General features: G+C 53.3%; 22 protein-coding genes. 9 read left to right on the top strand and 13 right to left on the bottom strand.

Translation table 11 applies throughout. From position 1 onward, the window contains the following. The first annotated feature begins 479 nt into the window (after positions 1-479). The 3 genes from modD to BUB44_RS07465 all read left to right on the top strand — a co-directional run bounded on the left by modD (position 480) and on the right by BUB44_RS07465 (position 2,977). The gene (gene modD, locus BUB44_RS07475) at positions 480-1,325 is read left to right on the top strand and encodes a ModD protein (protein WP_073164712.1); all 846 of its coding nucleotides are present in this window, start codon (positions 480-482) and stop codon (positions 1,323-1,325) included. Between the two features lie 132 nt (positions 1,326-1,457). Then, a complete protein-coding gene (gene modB, locus BUB44_RS07470) occupies positions 1,458-2,228 on the top strand; it encodes a molybdate ABC transporter permease subunit (RefSeq protein ID WP_083543148.1) in 771 nt (256 codons plus the stop codon). A gap of 44 nt (positions 2,229-2,272) precedes the next feature. Beyond that, positions 2,273-2,977: an ATP-binding cassette domain-containing protein gene (locus tag BUB44_RS07465; RefSeq protein WP_083543150.1), complete on the top strand. Its 705-nt coding sequence runs from the start codon at positions 2,273-2,275 to the stop codon at positions 2,975-2,977. A 189-nt stretch (positions 2,978-3,166) separates the two neighbouring features. On the opposite strand, the gene BUB44_RS07460 is transcribed toward BUB44_RS07465, so the two are convergent. The 3 genes from BUB44_RS07460 to tsaD form a co-directional block, all read right to left on the bottom strand. Next, positions 3,167-3,598: an ACT domain-containing protein gene (locus tag BUB44_RS07460; RefSeq protein ID WP_073164710.1), complete on the bottom strand. Its 432-nt coding sequence runs from the start codon at positions 3,596-3,598 to the stop codon at positions 3,167-3,169. A gap of 15 nt (positions 3,599-3,613) precedes the next feature. Then, a complete protein-coding gene (locus BUB44_RS07455) occupies positions 3,614-4,912 on the bottom strand; it encodes a phenylacetate--CoA ligase family protein (protein ID WP_114362113.1) in 1,299 nt (432 codons plus the stop codon). 524 nt (positions 4,913-5,436) lie between these two features. Further along, a complete protein-coding gene (gene tsaD, locus BUB44_RS07450) occupies positions 5,437-6,447 on the bottom strand; it encodes a tRNA (adenosine(37)-N6)-threonylcarbamoyltransferase complex transferase subunit TsaD (protein ID WP_073164707.1) in 1,011 nt (336 codons plus the stop codon). A gap of 96 nt (positions 6,448-6,543) precedes the next feature. Here tsaD and BUB44_RS07445 point away from each other — a divergent pair, with 96 nt between their 5' ends. Then, positions 6,544-7,218, top strand: coding sequence for an endonuclease/exonuclease/phosphatase family protein (locus tag BUB44_RS07445; protein ID WP_073164704.1), 675 nt, complete (start codon positions 6,544-6,546; stop codon positions 7,216-7,218). Here BUB44_RS07445 and BUB44_RS07440 read toward each other — a convergent pair. The 3 genes from BUB44_RS07440 to BUB44_RS07430 all read right to left on the bottom strand — a co-directional run bounded on the left by BUB44_RS07440 (position 7,215) and on the right by BUB44_RS07430 (position 8,921). After that, the gene (locus BUB44_RS07440) at positions 7,215-7,970 is read right to left on the bottom strand and encodes an SIR2 family NAD-dependent protein deacylase (RefSeq protein ID WP_027356654.1); all 756 of its coding nucleotides are present in this window, start codon (positions 7,968-7,970) and stop codon (positions 7,215-7,217) included. The genes BUB44_RS07445 and BUB44_RS07440 overlap by 4 nt on opposite strands. A 116-nt stretch (positions 7,971-8,086) precedes the next feature. Further along, positions 8,087-8,464 carry a zinc ribbon domain-containing protein gene (locus BUB44_RS07435; protein WP_073164701.1) on the bottom strand — a complete coding sequence of 126 codons (378 nt, stop codon included), beginning with the start codon at positions 8,462-8,464 and terminating at the stop codon, positions 8,087-8,089. A 130-nt stretch (positions 8,465-8,594) separates the two neighbouring features. Further along, positions 8,595-8,921 (bottom strand): hypothetical protein, encoded by a 327-nt coding sequence (locus BUB44_RS07430; RefSeq protein ID WP_027356656.1) that lies wholly within the window; start codon positions 8,919-8,921, stop codon positions 8,595-8,597. A gap of 378 nt (positions 8,922-9,299) precedes the next feature. Between BUB44_RS07430 and BUB44_RS07425 the strand changes: the two genes are divergently transcribed. The 3 genes from BUB44_RS07425 to BUB44_RS07415 all read left to right on the top strand — a co-directional run bounded on the left by BUB44_RS07425 (position 9,300) and on the right by BUB44_RS07415 (position 12,808). Next, on the top strand, positions 9,300-9,941 hold the full coding sequence (locus tag BUB44_RS07425) for a GNAT family N-acetyltransferase (RefSeq protein WP_027356657.1): 642 nt from the start codon (positions 9,300-9,302) through the stop codon (positions 9,939-9,941). Positions 9,942-10,139: 198 nt separating this feature from the next. After that, complete coding sequence (locus BUB44_RS07420) at positions 10,140-11,537, top strand: FAD-binding oxidoreductase (RefSeq protein ID WP_073164698.1); 1,398 nt, start codon at positions 10,140-10,142, stop codon at positions 11,535-11,537. Further along, the gene (locus tag BUB44_RS07415) at positions 11,534-12,808 is read left to right on the top strand and encodes a (Fe-S)-binding protein (RefSeq protein ID WP_073164696.1); all 1,275 of its coding nucleotides are present in this window, start codon (positions 11,534-11,536) and stop codon (positions 12,806-12,808) included. The genes BUB44_RS07420 and BUB44_RS07415 overlap by 4 nt, the downstream gene beginning before the upstream one ends. A 30-nt stretch (positions 12,809-12,838) precedes the next feature. Here the strand turns inward: BUB44_RS07415 and BUB44_RS07410 are convergent, their stop codons facing one another. The 6 genes from BUB44_RS07410 to BUB44_RS07385 all read right to left on the bottom strand — a co-directional run bounded on the left by BUB44_RS07410 (position 12,839) and on the right by BUB44_RS07385 (position 18,763). Further along, positions 12,839-13,546: a TerC family protein gene (locus BUB44_RS07410; protein WP_083543147.1), complete on the bottom strand. Its 708-nt coding sequence runs from the start codon at positions 13,544-13,546 to the stop codon at positions 12,839-12,841. Between the two features lie 235 nt (positions 13,547-13,781). Beyond that, positions 13,782-14,360: a TlpA family protein disulfide reductase gene (locus BUB44_RS07405; RefSeq protein ID WP_073164693.1), complete on the bottom strand. Its 579-nt coding sequence runs from the start codon at positions 14,358-14,360 to the stop codon at positions 13,782-13,784. A gap of 21 nt (positions 14,361-14,381) precedes the next feature. After that, the gene (locus BUB44_RS07400; protein ID WP_073164691.1) at positions 14,382-15,098 is read right to left on the bottom strand and encodes a cytochrome c biogenesis CcdA family protein; all 717 of its coding nucleotides are present in this window, start codon (positions 15,096-15,098) and stop codon (positions 14,382-14,384) included. A gap of 157 nt (positions 15,099-15,255) precedes the next feature. Beyond that, positions 15,256-17,226 carry an S-layer homology domain-containing protein gene (locus tag BUB44_RS07395; protein ID WP_073164689.1) on the bottom strand — a complete coding sequence of 657 codons (1,971 nt, stop codon included), beginning with the start codon at positions 17,224-17,226 and terminating at the stop codon, positions 15,256-15,258. A 172-nt stretch (positions 17,227-17,398) separates the two neighbouring features. Further along, entirely contained in the window at positions 17,399-18,334 is a 936-nt protein-coding gene (locus tag BUB44_RS07390) for a hydroxymethylglutaryl-CoA lyase (protein ID WP_073164686.1), read from the bottom strand. A gap of 162 nt (positions 18,335-18,496) precedes the next feature. Further along, the gene (locus tag BUB44_RS07385; protein ID WP_073164683.1) at positions 18,497-18,763 is read right to left on the bottom strand and encodes a YkuS family protein; all 267 of its coding nucleotides are present in this window, start codon (positions 18,761-18,763) and stop codon (positions 18,497-18,499) included. A gap of 118 nt (positions 18,764-18,881) precedes the next feature. Here BUB44_RS07385 and BUB44_RS07380 point away from each other — a divergent pair, with 118 nt between their 5' ends. After that, entirely contained in the window at positions 18,882-19,445 is a 564-nt protein-coding gene (locus BUB44_RS07380) for a hypothetical protein (RefSeq protein WP_073164680.1), read from the top strand. Positions 19,446-19,835: 390 nt separating this feature from the next. Then, positions 19,836-20,003, top strand: a complete 168-nt coding sequence (locus tag BUB44_RS15375) for a hypothetical protein (protein ID WP_165611026.1) — start codon at positions 19,836-19,838, stop codon at positions 20,001-20,003. A 161-nt stretch (positions 20,004-20,164) separates the two neighbouring features. Here BUB44_RS15375 and rpsI read toward each other — a convergent pair whose 3' ends face one another. Next, positions 20,165-20,557, bottom strand: a complete 393-nt coding sequence (rpsI, locus tag BUB44_RS07375) for a 30S ribosomal protein S9 (protein ID WP_073164677.1) — start codon at positions 20,555-20,557, stop codon at positions 20,165-20,167. Between the last annotated feature and the right edge of the window lie 20 nt (positions 20,558-20,577).

The following is a 20,577-nucleotide window of genomic DNA, read 5'->3' as shown; positions in this document are numbered from 1 at the left end:
CTGCAAGGTGGCCGATAAAGCCAGAACGTATCCGCCGACCAGAAACCGGCCGGCCTGGTTTGCTGCCGTGTTCAGAGAAAAGTTGCTGGAAGCACGGGCGGAAATTCTGGCCCTTAAGAAAAAATATCCGTTTAACCGGTTTTGAGCGGTATTACCACCGGCTGCCTCTTTCGGGTAGCCGGTTTTTCTTTTTTGGGTTTTCGATGGAAATGCCAGCGGAATTTAAAAATTATTTTTATGATTACCGGTTTAAAATGAGAATTTCCTTTGTTCCACCAGTTGGTTGCCCCAATTTAATTTGAAGATTTTTCCCGAATCAATTTGAAAATCTACATGAAGGTATTTGCGGAGTTTGGCTTGAAGCCCGGACGACCGGCAGGTACTGCTGGAGGAAAAGAATAATCCCTTTTGGCTGGCGACACCGGAACCCCTGATACCGGAACTTCATAAGTTCAACATTCCCAGGGAAGGAGAAGAAAATGTTTTACATCCCAGACGAAAGGATAGAGGAGTATATCAAAGAAAATGTTCCCTATCTGGATTTAACCACATTGGTGCTCGGAATCGGAAACCGAAAAGGGAAAATGAGCTTCTACAGCAGAGAGGAAGCCGTATTATGCGGGACAGAAGAAGTTATAAGGCTATGCGATAAACTGGGCAGCCGGGTACTCAGTTACTTTCCCTCTGGCTCTGTGGTAAAACCAAATGAAACATTTCTGGAGGTTGAAGGAAAAGCGGAAGAATTGCATGCAGCCTGGAAAGTGTCCTTGAATATTCTGGAGTATTGCTCGGGGATAGCTACCAGAACCCGCCGGATGGTAGACATTGCCACAAAAATCAATCCCAGAATTTCTATCGTCACTACCAGGAAGATTTTCCCAGGCACCAAAGAATTGGCCACAAAAGCAGTGGTGGTTGGAGGAGGTTTTCCTCATCGACTTGGCTTGTCAGAAACAATCCTGATTTTTAAGCAACACCTGAGTTTCCTGGGGGGACTATCCGGCCTGTTGGAAATCCTGGATGAAATACGCACCAGGGCTTGTGAAAAGAAGGTAATCGTCGAAGTCGAGAACCTGGAGGATGCTCTCGCACTCTGTAAAGGGGGTGTTGACGGAATCCAGTTCGATAAAGTCTCGCCACCAGAATTAAAAAGCTATGTACCCAAAATTAGGGGAATTAACCCCGCAGTTATTTTGCTAGCAGCAGGAGGGATTAATCTCGATAATGTGGCGGATTATGCTAAAACCGGGGTGGATGCCCTTGTAACCACCTCCGTTTACTTTGGAAAACCGGTGGATTTAAGTGTAAAAATGATTGAATTATAATTATGTGATTATGTATTGCGTTGACTGATGAAACACGAAAACTAAGGAAATTGGCATAATCAAAGCCAATGGAAAAATAAAATCCAGGCCATTTAGACGGGTGTTTTACAGAACGCAGATGGGGTGGTACTTTTGTTTGCTCCAGAGGTAGCAGTTCCGTTACTGTTATCCCTGCGCGTGGCCGGGCTGGCTGTACTGTTCGTTTTTCTCGCCGGCGTGCCGGTAGCCCGGCTCATGGCCGGACGGGACTTCCCGGGGAAAGATGCGGTGGAGGCACTCCTTACCCTGCCCCTGGTGCTGCCACCCACGGTGGTAGGCTTTGGCCTTCTGTTCCTGTTTGGGAAGCACGGTCCACTGGGCCGGTTGCTGGAAAATCTGTGGGGCGTTTCAGTAATCTTCAACTGGTGGGGGGCGGTCGTCGCCTCCACAGTTGTGGCCTTTCCCCTGCTCTATCAGGCGGTGCGGGCCTCCTTTCAGGCAATAGACAGAAACATCGAGAACGCAGCCCGCACCCTGGGGGCCAGCGAATGGCGGGTTTTCCAAACGATCAGCCTGCCCCTCGCCTGGCCCGGTTTGGTAGCCGGCATTGTCATGGCTTTTGCCCGGGCCCTGGGAGAATTCGGCGCCACCCTGATGGTGGCCGGCAACATTCCCGGCCGCACCCAGACAGCACCCCTGGCCATTTACGCCGCCACCGAATCCGGGGATAACCGGACCGCCCTGGTGCTGGTGGTCCTGATGACCCTGTTGAGCTTTATAGTGATCTTCTGGGTAAACCGCTGGAGCAAGCACCGGCTGAAGAGGTGGACACTGGACGATGAGATGTTTAACAGCACAGCCAGACCAGGATGCTTAACATGCTCAAATCAACCAAGGAAAAGAGGGCAGGGATCGACCCCATGAACATTTTTGCCCGGAATAAAAACGTATCAGCACCAGTTAAAAGCCTGTTGAGCGTAAACATTTTTAAGAAATTACCGGCCTTCCCCATGCAAATTGAGCTATCAGTGCAAAACGAAGTGCTGGTGGTGGTAGGTCCTTCCGGAGCCGGAAAAACCACCCTGTTGCAGTGCCTCTCCGGCTTGCAAAAACCCCACCAAGGTGAGATCGTTTTAAACGGGCGGGTGCTCTTTTCAAGCACTGCACGGGTCAACTTGCCTCCCCGACACAGGAATGTGGGCTATGTATTCCAGGATTATGCGCTCTTTCCCCATATGACCGTGGAGCAAAATGCCGCCTACGGCATGAAAGGGAACCGGAGAAAAAGCCTTAAGCTCCAGGAAGTGCTGGAAATGCTGCAGATAGCTCACCTGGCCCATCGTTACCCGGGGCAGATATCCGGTGGAGAGCGGCAACGCACAGCTCTGGCCCGGGCGCTACTTGCAGACCCGGAACTTTTGCTATTAGACGAACCCCTTTCTGCCCTGGATTACGAAACACGGTACAAAATACGGAAAGAACTGAAGTCCTTGCAACGACACTGGGGCATTCCTTTTATTTTAGTCACACACGACCTTGAAGAGGCAGCCTTTTTAGGAGACCGGGTGATGCGCATGGAAAAGGGACGTGTGGTTGGGTGGGGTATACCGGATGATATAATGTACCGGCATGCCAACCCCGGGGGCAGATGCCCCAGCCCGTACCCGCAATAAAAATAAGCCTGCTACCGCAGTGGGAGCAGGCTTTCATTTCTAATCGTTATCTAGAATCCACTAATGCAAATATACCAAGACTGCGGCCGTCCATCATCGTTTCGCATCCGGCACAAAGGCTGGCCCTGACCCCGCTGCCCGGACCGTCGAACGGTACAGTGACGGTAGAAGAGGGAGCGGGCTTTAAAATTATAAGGCATATACTTCCTCTCCGCTCAGGATGCGGATGCCCTTGGCCTGCAGGGCGGCAATGGCCTGGTCCAGCTGTTCCACCCGGAAGACCACCAGAGCGGCCTTTGAAGCCTTCTGTAAAAAGGCATACAGGTACTCAATGTTCAGGTTTGCCTCTTGAAGTACGGCCAGCACCCCGGCCAGCCCCCCTGGCTCATCCAGCACCTCTACAGCAATGACATCGGTGGCGCTGACGGTAAAACCTGCTTCCCTGAGCACCCGGTAGGCCCGGTCCGGATCGTTAACGATGAGGCGTAAAATACCAAAATCCGTAGTATCGGCAATGGCCAGAGCGCGGATATTGATACCGTTATCGCCAAGTACCCTGGTCACCTGGGCCAGGCGGCCCGACTTATTTTCCAAAAAAATGGAGATCTGCTTAACCTTCACGGGTATCCTCCTCTCTCAGATCTGCCGCCGGTCAACTACCCGTTTCGCTTTCCCCTCACTTCTCGGGATGGTATTGGGCTCCACGAGCTTGACCCTGGCGGAAATACCCAGTACGCTTTCAATCCGCTCCCGCAGCCGGTATTCCAGGTCTTCCAGTTTACGCACCGTGTCGCTGAACATATGTTCCGCCACTTCCACCCAGATCTCCAGGCTGTCCAGGTTCTCCTTGCGGTCCACCACCAGCAGGTAATGGGGTTCGGTTTCGCCGAATTCCAGGAGCACGCTTTCCACCTGGGAGGGGAATACATTGACACCGCGAATGATGAGCATGTCGTCACTCCGACCGGTGATCCGCTTTATCCGTACATGGGTGCGGCCGCAGGAACAGGGCTCCGGATCGATGCGCGTAATATCCCGGGTGCGGTACCGGATGAGGGGGAAGGCTTCCTTGGTAATGGTGGTAATAACCAGTTCCCCCTGTTCCCCGGGAGGCAGCACTTCACCTGTTGCCGGATCTATAATTTCTGGTATGAAATGATCTTCCCAGATATGCATGCCCTGTTTTGCAGCGCATTCCATGGCCACACCCGGCCCCATTATTTCCGACAGGCCGTAGATATCCAGGGCCATGAGATCCAGTTTTTCCTCCAGTTGCTGGCGCATACGCTCCGACCAGGGCTCGGCCCCGAAAATTCCGGCCTTCAAGGGAAGCTTTTTAAAATCAAGCCCCATTTTTTGCCCTTCCTCGGCCATGTACAGGGCGTAGGACGGTGTGCAGGTAAGAATGGTAGTGCCAAAATCCTGCATGAGCATCAGCTGCCGCCGGGTATTGCCGCCGGAAACGGGGACCACCGTTGCTCCCAGACGCTCAACACCAAAATGCAGGCCCAATCCCCCGGTAAATAAACCGTAGCCGTAAGCGTTCTGCACAACATCAAATCTGGTAGCCCCGGCACAGGTGAGGGAGCGGGCAATCAGCTCCGCCCAGGTATTGATATCGTTCTGGGTATACCCCACCACGGTAGGCTTGCCCGTGGTACCAGAAGAAGCGTGCACGCGGACCACATCGCTCATGGGCACGGCAAACAGACCGAAGGGATAATTATCCCTTAAGTCCTGCTTGGTGGTGAAGGGCAATCTCCTCAGGTCTTCCAGGGTACGGATGGAAGAAGGTTTTATCCCCGCTTCTATAAATCTCTGGCGGTAAAAAGGAACGTTACGGTAAACACGTTCAATGGTCAGCTTCAAGCGCTCCAGCTGCAAAATCCGGAGCTGTTCACGGGACATGGTTTCATACTCACGATCCCAGTACACAGGCTCACTGCTCCTTTTTTAAGAAACTGATTTTCTTTTTTACAAACTGATTTTCTAGAATAAAAAGATTCCTTAAACCCACCAACAATGATAATTCAACAACCGGCCCGCTGCATCCTGCCGGGGGAAAATTTTTTGCTCCTGGATATAACCCCATATTATCCTTTTAAAAATAAATGACAGGATTTCCAGACAAAAATAAATCTGTTTCGGAAATTTGAGACACTGATCGACCCACAATTTCACCCACAGGGAGACCCTTTGACTGGCCGGTTATAAACAAACTTATTCACATTATCCACAGGCCGTAATCCACAGGATAATGTTTCAACCGGCTGAAAAATTGCTGGAACAGGCCTGCACAGTATGGCTTCATGCCTTGATTTTCAAGGCTTCGCGCTTTTCAGCTTCATTTTTTGCGCCGGCCATAGCGTTTGGCGAATACTTAATTTTTTGTGGATAACCTCGAACAATCCACAGGCAGGAATGAAAAAATTCCGGTAAGATTCCTTCGACAAAGTTTTTTAAGGCGCTACCAGTGGAAGACCGGGCACGGCATTGAGGGTAAGGGGAGCCAGGTCTCCCCGCAGGAACTTGTAATAGGCTGCGCACCCGATCATAGCCGCATTATCAGTACAAAGTACAGGCGGGGGATAAAATACCTCCAGGCCCTCCCGGCGGGCCCGGGAAACCAGGGCAGACCTCAAACGGCCGTTGGCAGCCACACCCCCGGCCAGGATGATGGCAGGACAGTCGTAAGTGCGGGCAGCCTGCAGGGTTTTATCCACCAGCACGTCCACTACTGCTTTCTGAAAACTCGCGGCTACATCGGCCAGGTTCACTTTCTCCCCCTTTTGACGGAGGCGGTTGAGGTACTGCAGCACCGCCGTTTTTAAACCGCTGAAAGAAAAATCAAACCCCTCCAGGTGCGCCCTCGGGAAATCAATAGCCTCCTCATTACCCTCCCTGGCCAGGCGTTCAATGGCCGGCCCGCCGGGGTAACCCAGTTCCAGCACCCTGGCCACTTTATCAAAGGCTTCCCCGGCGGCATCATCCCGGGTGCTGCCCAGCAGTTGATAATCACCATGATGTCGAATCAAAACCAGATCTGTATGGCCTCCACTTACCACCAGGCAGATGAGGGGAAAGGGTAAATCGGGCCGGACCAGAAAATTGGCATAAATATGCCCTTCAAGATGATTTACGGCAATCAGAGGAATTTCCAGGGCAAAGGCTATGGCTTTGGCCGCAGCCACCCCCACCAGAAGAGCTCCAACCAGACCGGGGCCCTGGGTTACCGCCACCCCATCCAGATCATCGAATTTCAACCCCGCCTGCGCCAGCGCCTCCTGAATAACATGGTTGATCAGCTCCAGGTGCTTGCGGGAGGCCACTTCAGGGACAACACCCCCAAACTTCCTGTGCAAATCCACCTGGGAGGAAATGATATTAGAAAGGACTTCCAGGCCATCCACCACCACGGCGGCGGATGTTTCATCGCAAGAAGTTTCAATGGCCAGAATTTTGATGCTCATCCCACTCCCTCTCTTCAGAGCAAAATAATATTATTAATAATACCACAAAAAAGACCCCGGCATACGGCCGGGGCTTACACCACCGGAGGAATATCGATGGGGTGCCCTGTACGGTTGTTAACCTGCAATATACATCACGGGCAGGGAATAGACGGTAAAGTTAAACTCCAGCGCCTGGCCTCAGTCCTGCAGCAGTATAATCCCGATGCCGTTGCCCTCCAGGAAGTGGACCGCCACCTGCCCCGCAGCCACCTCCGCCACCAGGCCAGGGTACTGGCCAGGTACCTGAGCATGTACTTTGCATTTGCCCCTACCATCAACTGGCTGGGCATCTGCCAGTACGGTATGGCCGTTTTAAGCCGTTACCCCATTTCCAGGCACCAGTATCACCCTCTGCCGGCAGGCACTGAACCCCGCGGGCTGCAGGTTACCAGAATCAGCCTCAGGGAAGAAGGCTTCCTCCTGCTCAATACCCACCTGGGGCTGGACTACCGGGAAAGGGAAATACAAATAAAAGAAATAAGGAAAATATTACGCTTACTGAACGGACCGGTGGTTCTGGCAGGCGATATGAATACGGAAAAGCTCGCCATTCCCGAACTACCCGTAACCCCGGTACCCACCCTGCCCACTTTTCCCTCCTACCGTCCCCGGTTCGCGCTGGATCGCATTTTTGCCTCCTGCCACTGGCAGGTTGTCCATGCCATGACTCTTCCCACCACAGCCTCCGACCATCTACCACTCCTGGTGGAACTGGTACTGGAGAGTTAGCCTGTGAGGGGTTCTCCCAGTTCCGCCATTAAATCCCGGAATACCCGCCCGGCACTATCATGGATCACCAGCTCGGCCTGTTCGTCCAGTGGGGTAGGCTCCCGGTTGATAATTACCACCCGGCGGGCAAACTGCGGTAGCCCCGCCGCCGGGTAAACCTGCAGGCTGCTTCCCACAACCAGTAATAACTGGCAGCCGGAGAGAGCCTTGATGGCTTTAAAAAAGTCTTCGCTCATTCTGTCCTCAAAGAGGACCACGTCAGGCCGCAAAACCCCTCTGCAGGAATCGCAAACAGGCGGATTTTGCCCCCTTTCAAACTGCTCCACCAGGTAAGAAAAGGGGTAACTTCGCTCACAATTCATGCAGTGACAGGTGCGCAGGTGGCCGTGAATCTCCCAAACCCGTTTTGAGCCAGCCCGCTGATGCAAACCATCAATATTCTGGGTTATCACCCCCACCAGGTACCCCAGTTCCTCCAGGCGGGCTATTGCCCGGTGGGCGTCGTTGGGTTCCACACCGCTAAAAGCCGACCACCGGGAGAGATTAATTTTATAAAAAGCGGCCGGATCCCGTTTTAAAGCACTTAAACTGGCGGTTTTTATAGGATCATACTTCGTCCATAACCCCGTTCCCGGACTGCGAAAATCGGGAATCCCGCTTTCTGTACTTACCCCCGCTCCCGTCAGGGCAAAATTGCGGTTATTGCGGCGTAAGAGCTCCGCCAGGGTGCGGATTTTTTCCTCGTAAGTCATAGAAACAAAAGCTCACCCCCAGTAGTTAGATAATTTAGATAAATTCTTTTTTAATAACCACCCTTTTTCGTTATTGAAGCAAGTCACGTTAACACCAATATTCCGCACGGCCCTGTTTATTCCGCTGCCACCTGCCTGCCGCAATAGCTGCAGAACTTACCGCCTGCCGGAAGCTCAATCTTGCACTGGGGACAAACCAGGGGCCTGGGTTGCAGGCGGTCGATTTGCTCCTGGATGGTTAGCATATCGGTTTCAATTTTCCGGGTGCTCTCACAAAGATGTTCAATATCTTCATCAAGGTTGGCTTCACCTTTAAAACGGCGGTAAACCAGTTCCCCAAGGCTTAAAAAATTATTCTCCAGCTCCTTTTCCAGCCGCGACAGTTCAAATTTCAACCGGGTAGCCTCAATAAATTCGCCTGACCGCCTGGTTACCTCCCTGGCCTTATCGCTGAGTCCTTTAGCCGTTTCTCCTATCTTTTGAAAGATTTCCATGCCGATCCCCCTTTAAAATTTTTGATAAAACAACTTCGACAACCGTTATAAAATTCCTGGTAAAAAGTTCTTGTTTTAAATTTAAATAAACAAATTTAAATAAACAAATAACCCGCATAACCGTTGCGGGTTAGTTGTTCTCTCCCACAGCATCCAGGTGGACATACAGTGCCCTTTCGTTCTCATCAAACCGGGCCTCATACTTTCCACGGGGACTAATATTAAAGTGTTTAAAAAAGCCCTTGCCGAATACCTTCGTCTTTTTAATCTGCATACCCCCTTCTTCCATCGCCCGTATTCTGATTACACGTGCTTCGCGATCGTAAGCCAGTTCCACATGTTGTGCACCTAATTTTTCCCTGGCCACATTATTTAGTACTATAGAACTTTTAGAAAATGAAACCATAGGTGCTTTTTCAGCCCTCTCACCACGTGGCTTATAAACTTCAAAGGGCATATATCACATCTCCTTTTTCTTTTTTTGAAGGTATTATAATCTATAGTATCCACGGTAGTCAAATGTTAACTTTAAAATTTCGTTTATACTACTTATATAGATACGTTTATCAAACAAGTTTATTCCCTGGTACCTGCAGTATACTCCCAATTAAGTAGTAGAGTTTTAGTTTTTTTATTTCAAGACCATAAAATGAAATAAATATGCAGATCTTACGGCAATAAAATGTGAATATTTTTAATATAACTATTTCGCCTGCCGGGATTGAATATATTAACAGTTTTACCTATAATGAAAGCAAGGAACAACTGAACGGTCATAATCAAGGAATAAACGGTTGTTTTTCAGCCTTGAATGGCATCCCGGGAGGTGGGGCCGATGGTCAGTCTGGTACAGTTAAGCCCTGTGGAACTGGAAACCCCTAAAGGCCTGGTTATCTTTGAAGGCCCGGTAACTGACAGCTACCTCGACAGCCTTTCCATGAATAAGGGTCTTACCAATTTCCGCCCGCCGGACCGCCAGAAAGAAGCCCTGAAGATAATAACCAATCTACCTGACGGCATGATCTTCATAGCCCGCCATGAAAACGAAATTATCGGCTATGTTACCTTCCACCATCCTGATGATTTCAGCCGCTGGTCCAAACACCCACGGGTGCTGGAAATGGGAGGCATTGAGGTCAGCCCGGAATGGCGCGGCTGCAGGGTAGCGGAAAATCTCTTGAAGCTGGCCTATTCTCATCCGGCGGTGGAGAACTTTATTGTAATCACTACAGAATATTGCTGGCACTGGGATACCAGGAACACGGGCCTGGATATCTGGGCTTACCAGAAGATGCTCACCAGGTTATTTGGTAAAGTTGGCCTGGAAAAGGTTACCACCGATGACCCCGACATCCTGGAACACCCCGCCAACGTACTCATGGCCAGAAAGGGTAAAAACGTGAGCAGGGAAGACATCATGTTGTTCGAACAGATGCGCTTCCTTAGAAGGTACAGAAAAGTGGCCAACATGGAGTAAGGCTACCGGCAGAACAGCCGGTTTTTTTTATTGCCCATGCAGGTTTTTTAAATTTTTTTGCTACAGTACGGCCCGGCGGGTCAGAAAGCTCATCCCCAAAATTTTAACGGGAAAAAGAAGGATTAAATTATAAGAAAACGAATATTTTAACGTATGGTGGTCATACCATCAGACTTTTTATCCCGGGGAGGAACACCAATGTCCATCGCGCAGGCCATCGAGGCTTTACGTCGAGAACTGGGTGACGAAAATGTGATCACCGCAGTTGAAGATCTATTCTGCTATTCCTATGACGCCACGGCCGATCTGCCGGAACAAAGACCGGACGTGGTGGTTACACCGGAAAACGTGGATCAGGTAGTCAAGGTGGTCAAAATAGCCCGCCAGTTTCACCTGCCCGTATACCCCCGCGGTTCGGGAACAAATTTAAGTGGCGGTACGGTACCTGTCAAAGGGGGAATTGTGCTCAGCACCTTAAAAATGAACCGCATTCTGGAAATAGATCCTTCCAACCTGACGGCTACCGTACAGCCAGGTGTAATCATCCAGGATTTAAACAACGCCGCGGTTCAATATGGCTTGATCTATCCACCCGACCCGGGCACAGTGGCCACCGCCACCATGGGGGGAAGCGTGGCCGAGTGTTCCGGAGGGCTGAGGGGCCTGAAATATGGAGTTACCAGGCATTACGTAATGGGTTTGGAGGTGGTTCTGGCCAGCGGCGAGGTTGTCCGTTACGGCGGCAAAACGGTAAAAAATGTTACCGGCTATGACCTGGTCCGCTTATTTACCGGCTCGGAGGGAACCCTGGGCATTATTACGGAAATTATTGTTCGTTTGATTCCGGCACCCCAGGCCCGGGAAACTATGCTGGCCGGTTTCAATGACCTGGCCGGAGCCGGCAATGCCGTTGCCGGTATCATCGGCGCGAAAGTAATCCCGGCCACCCTGGAAATCATGGACCGGGTAACGGTAGAAACCGTGGAAAATTATGCCCGCGTCGGTTTGCCCACCGATGCAGCAGCCGTCCTGCTTATTGAAGTGGACGGGATTCCCGAAGTGGTCAAATCGGAGGCGGAAGCTGTAAAGCGCGTCGTCGTCCAAAACGGTGGTTGGATTAAAACAGCGGAAAACGATGAGGAACGGGAAAAGCTATGGAGTGCCCGCCGGGCCGCCCTGCCCGCCCTGGCCCGCCGCAAGCCGACCACCATCCTGGAGGATGCCACCGTTCCGAGGAGCAAAATTACGGACATGCTCCTGGCCCTGGAAGATATTGGGAGGCGTTATAACCTGGTTATCGGCACCTTTGGGCATGCCGGTGACGGTAACCTGCACCCCACCATCCTTGCCGATGCCCGGGACGAAGAGGAAATGAAAAGGGTGCGCGGGGCTGTGGAGGAAATTTTCCGTACGGCTTTAAACCTGGGAGGAACCCTTTCCGGTGAACACGGAATTGGTATAGCCAAGAAAAAATTCCTTCCCTGGGAAGCAGGCAAGGCCGGGATGCAGGTACTCAAAAAGATTAAACAGGCCCTGGATCCGGACAATCTCTTAAATCCGGGTAAAATAGTGGATCTCGAGGAGGACCGGGCATGAGCATTTTTAACGGGCTGGCCGCAGTAGAAGAAGAAATACTTAAATGTATGAAGTGTGGTAACTGCCAGGCAGTATGTCCCCTGTACAAGGAATCCCGGCAGGAACCGGCCGTAGCCCGGGGAAAGATCCGCCTGGCGGCCGCTGTCCTGGATGGCCGGCTGAAACCAGCGGAAACCCTGGCCCGGCGTTTTGATCTCTGCCTGACCTGCCTGGCCTGTGTGGCCACATGCCCCTCCGGCGTAAAGGTGGACCGGATTATCCTGGCTGCCCGTACGGCAATGGTCCGGGAAAAAGGGCTGCCCTTCATAAAGAAAACCGCATTTACCGGGCTCAGCCGCCCCCACCTGTTCGATCTGGGTATAAAAACCGCTGCCCGCCTGCAGGGAGTGTTTTTTAAACGCCTTGAGCAGGAAAAGATGCAACCCCGCTTTCCCCTTGGCCTGGAACTGCGCCGTATCGTCCCTCCCCTGGCATCTGTCCCTTTCCGGGACCGGGTAGCGGAAACGCATAAAGTCGAACGGCCCGCGGCCACAGTAGCCTTCTTTACCGGCTGTATGACCAATTACCTCTACCCCGAAATAGGACAGGCCACCCTGCGCGTCCTGAAAGCCCACGGGGTTAACGTAATTATACCCCGGATGCAGCACTGCTGCGGCGCACCCCTCCTGTATAACGGTGCCGCGGACATGGCCAGGGAAATGGCCAAATCACACGTGGACCTGTTCGGCAGCATACGGGCACGGGCCGACGCCATCATCACCGTTTGCGGGACTTGCGGAGAAGCCTTCAAACACCTGTACCCCGAGTTGCTGGATACAACACCGGGTTATGGTAAAAAAGCACGGGAAGTGGCCGATAGAATCATGGATATAACCCGGTTCCTGTACAGGCTGCCCTTTAACCCGAACCTGTTCAGAGCACCGGAACTGTCCATCACCTACCACCAGCCCTGTCACCTGGGCCGCGGCCTGGGCGTGGTGCAGGAACCCCTTTCCATCATCCGGAGCATTGCCGGGGTCATTTACCAGCCCCTGAAGGAACCGGGCAGGTGCTGCGGCAACGCCGGCTCATTCAGCCTGACCCATTACGATTTGTCCTACCGGGTTCTCGCCCACAAGTTGAGGGATATCAAAAGCAGCGGCGCGCAAATGGTGATTACCGGTTGTCCGGCCTGCCGTATGCACCTGAACGACGGGTTGACCCAGGAGCAGATGCCCCAGAAAGCAGTGCATACCATCGAGTTTCTGGCCGGCATCCTTGCCGAAAGGTAAAACCGGGGAGCGGTTCAACTCCCCGGTTTTTTACCCGCTCAGTATTTCCTCACGGGCCTGCAATTTTTTCTGAAGGCGCCGCTTTAAAAACCGGCCGGCAACCAGCACCAGGAGGGTTATGGCAGCAGGTACAATTATCTCTACCGGAATATGCTCAACGTGCTCAAACAGCCGGTGCATTATCCTGTCTTCCACCAGCATTTTACCGGCCGTCCAGGCCAGAACACCGGAACCAGCATAAACTAAAATAGGGAACCTCTCCACCACCAGAGAAACCAGCTGGCTGCCCATAATAACCACAGGTATGCTCAAGGCAAGCCCAAAGGCAACCAGCGCAATACTCCCGTGAGCTGCAGCAGCCACGGCCAGCACATTGTCCAGGCTCATCAGTAAATCAGCCAGAATAATGGTTTTAATGGCGCCGGTATAGCTCACGGCAGCATCCACTTCCCCGGCTTCCTGCTGGGGCAGCAACAATTTCAGGGCTATCCAGGTTAATAAGAGCCCCCCGGCGGCCTGCAGGAAAGGAACCATTAACAGTACGGTGGCAATAGAAGTCAGGATAATGCGCAGGATAACCGCACCGGCAATACCCCAGAAGAACGCCACCCTTTTCTGAGCCGGCGGCAACCCCCGGCAGGCCAGGCCTATAACCAGGGCATTATCACCGGCAAGCAACAGATCAGCAATAACAATGGTTAATACTGAGAACAGGTTCTGGGCATTCAACCAGTCCACTGAAACTGCAGCACCTCCTGTTTTCATAAATGGACGATATGAGAGTTTTCCGGCCGGCAGGAAAAAAAGAAAACCTCCACCTTTACGGTGAAGGTCTCGCAAACGGCTTCAAAACCGCCCCGGCAGCGGGCATATAAGCCGTACTGACGCCACCGGGTTAGCTTGCTACTCCCCTTCCGGAAACTAGCATAGCAGGTATTCGGGTGGATTGTCAACAGAAATTTGATGAAACCTTTTAAAACTTTCCTTTTACAATTTCCTCTAGCATCTCCAGGGTCAGGGAGCCGGTATGTCTGGCCCGGATGATGCCTTCCCGATCAATAAAGAAAGTGGTGGGAATGGCCCGCACCAGGTATTCCCGGGCCACATCGCCGCGGGTATCCAGCAAAACCGGAAAGGTGAAGCCGCCAGCATCCAAAAAGTCCTTGACCTGGGCGGCAGTTCTCTCGCTGGCCGTGAGGTTAACCGCCAGCACCTGAATTTCCCGGCCCCTTTTTTCATAGAAACTCTGGATAGCCGGCATCTCCTCCCGGCAGGGAGGGCACCAGGTAGCCCAGAAATTGAGCACTACCGGCCGGCCCCTGAAGTTGGAAAGGGAAACCTCCTTCCCGCCGGTGGTGGTCAGGGTGAAACCGGGGGCCCGCTGGCCCACTTCCGTGCCTACAGGAACATCACTCTCCTTGTTACCGGTTGCGCCGGGCGTTGTGACGTCCTTACCCCTTTCCTTGCCGCCCGACCAAACGTAAGCATAAGCGGCGATAAGGCTTACAATTACCACAGAGAGGATGACCACAGAAAACAGCCTCTTATTCATTCTCTTTTTGCCTCCTAATTTTCACAGTGATAATGGTACATAGCCCGGGAGGCGGGCGAAGGCATTGGACAATACCAGCAAGCCCATACCGACCAGCAACCATCCACCCGCTCTGGCTACAACGGGCAGAAAAGAAGCGTGACGGCGCAACACCTGCATCAGGTATCCCGCACCCAGGGCAGCTGCTAAAAAGGGCAGGGCCATCCCCAGGGAGTAGGAAGCCAGCAGGCAGGCTCCCCGGGTAAGGCTCTCGCTCTGGCCGGCCAGCAATAAAATCGAAGCGAGAACAGGCCCGATGCAGGGGACCCAGCCGGCGGAAAAAGCCATGCCCATGAGCAGGGAGTTCAACCAGCCTGCCTTTTGAGGTATAAAATGAACCCTTTTTTCCTTCATCAACCACTTCAGGCGCAGCAAACCGGCCATATGCAACCCGAAGAAAATAATCAATACACCGCTGATCTGCCGCAGCAGGTTCTGGTGGCGGAGCAGCAGCTTGCCCAAAGCGCTGGCGGAAAGCCCGAAGGCTACAAAAACAAGGCTAAAACCGGCCACAAATAAAAGGGCGTTGGCCAGGAGCAACAGGCGCAGTTGTGCCCTCCCGGGCGCGGCCAGCTCCGTCACCGAAACTCCCGCCAAATAGGCCAGGTAAGTGGGTATTAAAGGCAGCACGCAAGGGGAAAGGAACGATACCAGCCCGGCGAGAAAGGCCGCCCCTAAAGTAACGTTGACTTCCGGCAAAAAGCAACCCTCCCGAAACTCCGGCTCCCCCGGGAAAAGTATGTTCCGGGAGCATGCAGCTCACGGGCAATATATATCCATACATCGTAATTATACGATAGATATGCCGGGAAGAAAAGAAAAAATCCCGGTTTAAACCGGGAATCCAGGTTCCAGGTTACAGTATGGTAAGCCGGTCTACTTCACCGTCTTTCAGGCGCACCTCCACCCGGTAACCTTCCAAATCCTCTAAAGATACCGGCTTGCCGTTACGATCCAGTATTGCGGCTCCGGGAGCCAGGAAATAGGTAAAGTACCGGTCGTTAATCTCCAGGGTGATTCTCCGGCGTTCCGGGTTAACACCGGACACCAGGCATTGCACGGTAAGGTTTTGATCGTCCAGTACCTCTATTTCCGTCACCTTCCCGTCTTCAACCCGGACGGCAACCTGTGAACCGGGTATGATATCGCTCAGGTTGATCCTGTCTCCGTCCCGTAGCACATCTACCTTTCCAGATACTTCGTATTCCATTTCCAGGCCTCCCGGGAGGGCAATGGTTAACCAGGGCGTGGGGTAAATATCCAGGTACTTCACCGTTCCTTCGAATTCACCTTCATCTTCATCCAGGACTTCAATGGTGATAACGTAACCCCGTCCATCCACCTCGAAGTTAACATAATCCCCCCGGCGCAAATCACGCACATCGATCAGGCGCCCGTCCCTGATCACTTCTACCTGTTCATCCAGTTCATAGCGCTTCTCTTCGTCCCCCACGTAGAGATATATGGCTTTACTATGCACCCGGGATACCATCCCGCTCTGCCCGGTGAGCACGTCCGACAGGAGATTAACCTGGAAGATGGTCCTCTTCATGACCACCGCTTCCACCCGGTCACCCCGCCTCAATTCACTGAAGTTCATCCCGCGAACATAATTTCTGGTTACCTGCACCCGGGGACTTACCGCGTATTCTTCCTCCTCGCCCTGCCTCCTGAGGGTCAGGGAAGCTCCACCCACCTCCACCACAGTACCGCTAATCCTTTCCGGAGGATAAATGTCTATCCTTACAACCCGGCCGTTAACATCCAGTCCGGCTTGAACATAGTCGTTTTCCACCGGTCTGCAGGTATTAATTTCACTGCCTGCCCTGAACAGCCGGGCATCGTCCTCCACCGGGCAGGTAAGGTAATCCCCATCATTGGTTTCCAGGGTGAGTTTATAATCCGAGCCATCCCTGCTGAAGGAAACAACCAGGCCCTCAACCGAATTCGCAATGGAAGCATCTTCCATTAAAACCGCATAGCGGACGTTGTTCCGTACATCCACAATACATTTGAGGCGATCTCCTGTCTTTAAAAACTCCGGCCCGGTGGTTCCCGAGGCGGTTAATATGGTAATATCTGCAGGCAGTAAGACCGTTTTCTCCCCCTCCAGGTTACGCAGGAGGACTGTTCCTTTAATCATGTCCATGGAAGTAATCCGGCCCACCACCAGCTCCATGGGTGGCGGAGGCGGGATCAGTTTCCGGTCAATCAACCGGGACAGGATGGCACATAATTGCGCCCGGGTAACAGGTTCGCCGGGCATGAACATGTTGCCGGGCATTCCCTGTATGATACCTTGTTTTACCACAGCCCCCACGTAACCCCGGTACTTCTCGGGAATGTCACCGGTATCAAAGAAGGTCACCTGGCTGGCATCGGGGGTTAAACCCAGGGCCAGGCAGACCAGAGCCGCCACTTCCACCCGGCTGGCCAGCCGCTGGCTGTCTATCTGCGGCAGGCCCGCCCTGGTAAGCATACCCTTTTCCACCGCCAGGGCCAGGTATTCCCTGCCCCAGGTCACAGAAGGATGAAACTGCAGGCCGGAAAGATCCGCCTGCCCGGCTTCTTCACCCCACCCCAGAGTGTTGAGGATCATTACCACCGCTTCCAGCATGGTCACCTTGTTATTGGGACGGAATTCTCCTCCGGGGTAGCCGTGGACAATATCGTATGCGTTCATTTCCAGAATGACTCTTTCCGCCCAGTGCCCCTGGATATCATTGAATGTCCCTTCCCCTGCTGATGCCATCCGAGTGGAAAACCATCCGCAGATAAAAATCACCACTGCCGCCAGCAGGAATACAGGCAACTTCCGGCAGGACAAGCTCAATCCCTCCCCATTGGCTGGTTTTACCTTTCCCTTCGACAGCGGGGAAGGAAAATCCTGCATACAGGTGCCGGAGCTTTAATCCGGACACCAACCCGGCCAGCAGATTCACCGGAGTAAACATAGTTAATGAGATCCCTGGAATACGGGAAAATCATCCATGGGGAGTTCAACCGGTACTGTTTGTACACCCGGGCTTTCTTTCCCGCAGCTTACGGCCCAAAATTTCTTCCAGCCACGATATACAATCCTCCAGCCTGTGCCGGTCAATGGCCATTTCTATGCCCATGCGCTGCAGCATATACACCACATCTTCCGTAGCCACGTTGCCTGCCGCCCCGGGAATAAACGGGCAGCCCCCCAGCCCGCCTACGGAACTTTCAATGATCTTCACCCCGGCCTGAATACCTGTAACGATGTTGGCCAGGGCCATCCCGCGGGCGTCGTGAAAATGCAGGGCAAAGTTTACTGCCGGGTACTCACGGCAGAGCATGTTCACCAGTTCGTATACCTGCCTGGGGTTGGCCAGGCCGGCCGTATCGGCCAGGGTGATCTCTTTTATACCCACCCCGGCCAGGGCCCCTACAACCTCCCTTACTTCGGCCGGCCGGATCTCTCCCCGGTAAGGACAGCCGAAGGCCACGGCTACCGCCCCGCGAATTACCACCCCCGTACCCATTGCCAGGGCAACTGCTTCCTCCACCTGCCGCAGGGACTGGCCAATGGACATGCGCATATTGGCCCGGTTGTGTTCTTCGCTGGCGGAAACCACCATTACCACTTCATCCACTCCCGCAGCCAGGGCCCTTTCCACTCCCCGGCGGTTGCCCGCCAGGGCGCTGAGCACCACTCCCTGTACTCCCTCCTGCGCTTCCAGAACGGCCAGGACACGGCGGGCTCCGGAAATTACTTCTTCCGCATCGGCCATCTGGGGCACTGCCCTGGGGTGCACAAAGGAAGTGGCTTCAATAGCCCTTACCCCGGCCCTTGCCAGTAACTCTATCAACCGGATTTTCTGATCGGTGCTGATGGTCCGGGGTTCGTTTTGCAGGCCATCCCGCGGCCCCACCTCCCGGACAAGCACCCCGGCTGGCCACTGCAGCATTGCCAGCACCTCCCGGTGGATAACAACTGCCTATTATTTCTTCTACCGGCATTCACGCACCTGCTAATAAAGCCCGGTTTTAAAAAAAATGCCTGCCCCGCGGGCAGGCAGCCAATTAACAGAACTCAAATTCACTGAAATAGAAAGCTAGTAAAGTCCGGTTTAAGATTTCTTTTCCCCAACTATTTCCCTGATCTTCTGCAGAATTTGTTCCGGTGACTTTCCGGCGGCGTTAATGACCGGAGCATAGGTGGTAATGGTTGGATTGGTGGCCAGGGCCAGGGTCTGCTCTTCTTCCCGGGCATCCATATCGCCGGTAATAACCATGGCCGCCGCACCCAGAGCATTGGCGGGACTGACCACCTCATACCCCTGGGAAGCCAGATAATTTTTCACTTCTTCCAGGTTGTCCTGAACGGCAATTTTCATCTTCACCCCACCTTTCTTGGATTTTACCCACTTCGTCATATAGTGTGACCATACTCACAGATTTCTATTGCCCGGAAATATTAAGATCATCTCAACAACCGGAAAAGGAGGAGTGACCATGTCTTTATGGAAGTGCCCGGGACAGGATCGCAGTTTCTGGAAACCGGAAGATATATTTGAGTCGCCCTGCCCCCATTGCGGTCAAAGCATTGAATTCTGGAAAGATGACATAACCCTGCGCTGCCCCAACTGTAAACAACTGGTGGGGAATCCCCGGTTCGATCCCGGCTGTGCCGCCTGGTGTTCTTATGCCAGTAAATGTCTGGGCGAAATGGCCAGAGCAATACAAAACCAGCCCCAGATTATCAGGACCAGGCTGGAAGTGGCGCTGCGCAAAAGGCTTAAACCGGAAGATCGCGACCTGTTGAACCGGTCTCTGAAAGCAGCTCAAAGGGCAGAAGAAATGGCCATGGCTGAAAAAGCAGAACCCCTGATTCCCCTGGCGGCCAGCCTGATCGGCCCGGCCGCCAGGATCAAGGGCTGGTCCAGGGAGGAAGTGCTGGCCCTGCTGGCAGAAGCGGGTATTGACGAAAACACCGCCGGGAGCATCTGCCGGTTGCTCGAACCCGGCGGTGACCAGAGCAACCCCTACCGGAGGATCATTGACCAGGCTACGGCCTGAACGGGTCCCCTATAACAATTCCCGGCCCTTTTAAAAGGGCCTCAGAGTGTTGACAAACTCTCCATGTGCCCTGGTTTTACAGCAGGAGCGACCTGGAGTGAGCGCTGCCGGGCCAGGCCGAGGCGACGGGATGAGGCGGGGCCGCGGACAGGATGTCCGCGGAGGCCACCTGAACACAGGAGGTGTGAATGTGGCCGGTACCCGCCGAAGACCGGAGCCGGGGCCTTAAGGCCCGGCAAGCGAAACGACCGGGAGCGACGAGTAAAACCAGGGCACACCCCGGGGGCACTTTGTCGACAACCTGCGGCCCTTTTTAAAGGGCCTTTTTACTTGCCGGCAGTTCTATTTCCTGCTATGCTGGAGGGGAGGTTATGCCGGGAGGTTTTCTATATGAGCAGGAGTTTTTTGCCCATGATGCTGACCGTGACCGCAGCAGTGGGGGTGTATTATTACTGGTCGGTAACTCTGGGGCTGAATGACAGTGCCGGTATGGCCCTGGGCGTGGGTACAGCCGTGGTGCTATCGGCCCTCTTCGCCCGCTTCCGGCCCAAAAAATAATGCATATAGTAAGCCGTTTATGGCAGGGATGCGGCGCCGTTCGCAGTGCAAGAGGCAATGAGAGCACCTCATCCGGCCGTACTTACTGAAAGATAATAAAAATAAATAAGAAAAGGAAGGGAACCTGCCCTTCCTTTACCAGCTTAACTTCAAAACAGCCATTAACGCTTGGAGTATTGCGGCGCCCGGCGGGCCTTTTTCAAACCGTACTTCCTTCTCTCCTTCATCCGCGGATCCCGGGTGAGGAAACCGGCTTTTTTCAATACCGGGCGCAGGTTGGGATCGGCTTTGACGAGCGCCCGGGCAATACCATGCCTCACTGCACCGGCCTGGCCGCTGATACCGCCGCCCTTAACCCGGGCCAGCACATCAAAGCGGCCCTCCGTACCCGTCAGTTCCAGGGGCTGCCTTACCAGTACCTCCAGGGTCTTCCGTCCCAGATACATCTCCACCGGCCGGTCATTGATGATTATCCGACCTTCACCGGGGACAAGGTAAACCCGGGCTACAGCGTTTTTCCGCCGTCCGGTACCGTAAAACTTTATAACCGTCATTATTGCCCTCCTTCCCCTCG

The sequence above is a fragment of the Desulfofundulus australicus DSM 11792 genome, from assembly GCF_900129285.1.
Taxonomy (GTDB): Bacteria; Bacillota; Desulfotomaculia; order Desulfotomaculales; family Desulfovirgulaceae; genus Desulfofundulus; species Desulfofundulus australicus.
The sequence above is the reverse complement of the archived record's forward strand: the minus strand, read 5'-3'. Positions and strand labels throughout refer to the sequence as shown.

Bases quoted from the DNA above. Each gene is read 5' to 3' on its own strand.
- rpsI (WP_073164677.1), bottom strand. From the start codon at position 20,557: ATGACGGTTATAAAGTTTTACGGTACCGGACGGCGGAAAAACGCTGTA.
- modD (WP_073164712.1), top strand. From the start codon at position 480: ATGTTTTACATCCCAGACGAAAGGATAGAGGAGTATATCAAAGAAAAT.
- BUB44_RS07430 (WP_027356656.1), bottom strand. From the start codon at position 8,921: ATGCCCTTTGAAGTTTATAAGCCACGTGGTGAGAGGGCTGAAAAAGCA.
- BUB44_RS07425 (WP_027356657.1), top strand. From the start codon at position 9,300: ATGGTCAGTCTGGTACAGTTAAGCCCTGTGGAACTGGAAACCCCTAAA.
- tsaD (WP_073164707.1), bottom strand. From the start codon at position 6,447: ATGAGCATCAAAATTCTGGCCATTGAAACTTCTTGCGATGAAACATCC.
- BUB44_RS07385 (WP_073164683.1), bottom strand. From the start codon at position 18,763: ATGAAAATTGCCGTTCAGGACAACCTGGAAGAAGTGAAAAATTATCTG.
- BUB44_RS07445 (WP_073164704.1), top strand. From the start codon at position 6,544: ATGGGGTGCCCTGTACGGTTGTTAACCTGCAATATACATCACGGGCAG.
- BUB44_RS07390 (WP_073164686.1), bottom strand. From the start codon at position 18,334: ATGCTGCAGTGGCCAGCCGGGGTGCTTGTCCGGGAGGTGGGGCCGCGG.
- BUB44_RS07380 (WP_073164680.1), top strand. From the start codon at position 18,882: ATGTCTTTATGGAAGTGCCCGGGACAGGATCGCAGTTTCTGGAAACCG.
- BUB44_RS15375 (WP_165611026.1), top strand. From the start codon at position 19,836: ATGAGCAGGAGTTTTTTGCCCATGATGCTGACCGTGACCGCAGCAGTG.
- BUB44_RS07420 (WP_073164698.1), top strand. From the start codon at position 10,140: ATGTCCATCGCGCAGGCCATCGAGGCTTTACGTCGAGAACTGGGTGAC.
- BUB44_RS07440 (WP_027356654.1), bottom strand. From the start codon at position 7,970: ATGACTTACGAGGAAAAAATCCGCACCCTGGCGGAGCTCTTACGCCGC.
- BUB44_RS07405 (WP_073164693.1), bottom strand. From the start codon at position 14,360: ATGAATAAGAGGCTGTTTTCTGTGGTCATCCTCTCTGTGGTAATTGTA.
- BUB44_RS07415 (WP_073164696.1), top strand. From the start codon at position 11,534: ATGAGCATTTTTAACGGGCTGGCCGCAGTAGAAGAAGAAATACTTAAA.
- BUB44_RS07435 (WP_073164701.1), bottom strand. From the start codon at position 8,464: ATGGAAATCTTTCAAAAGATAGGAGAAACGGCTAAAGGACTCAGCGAT.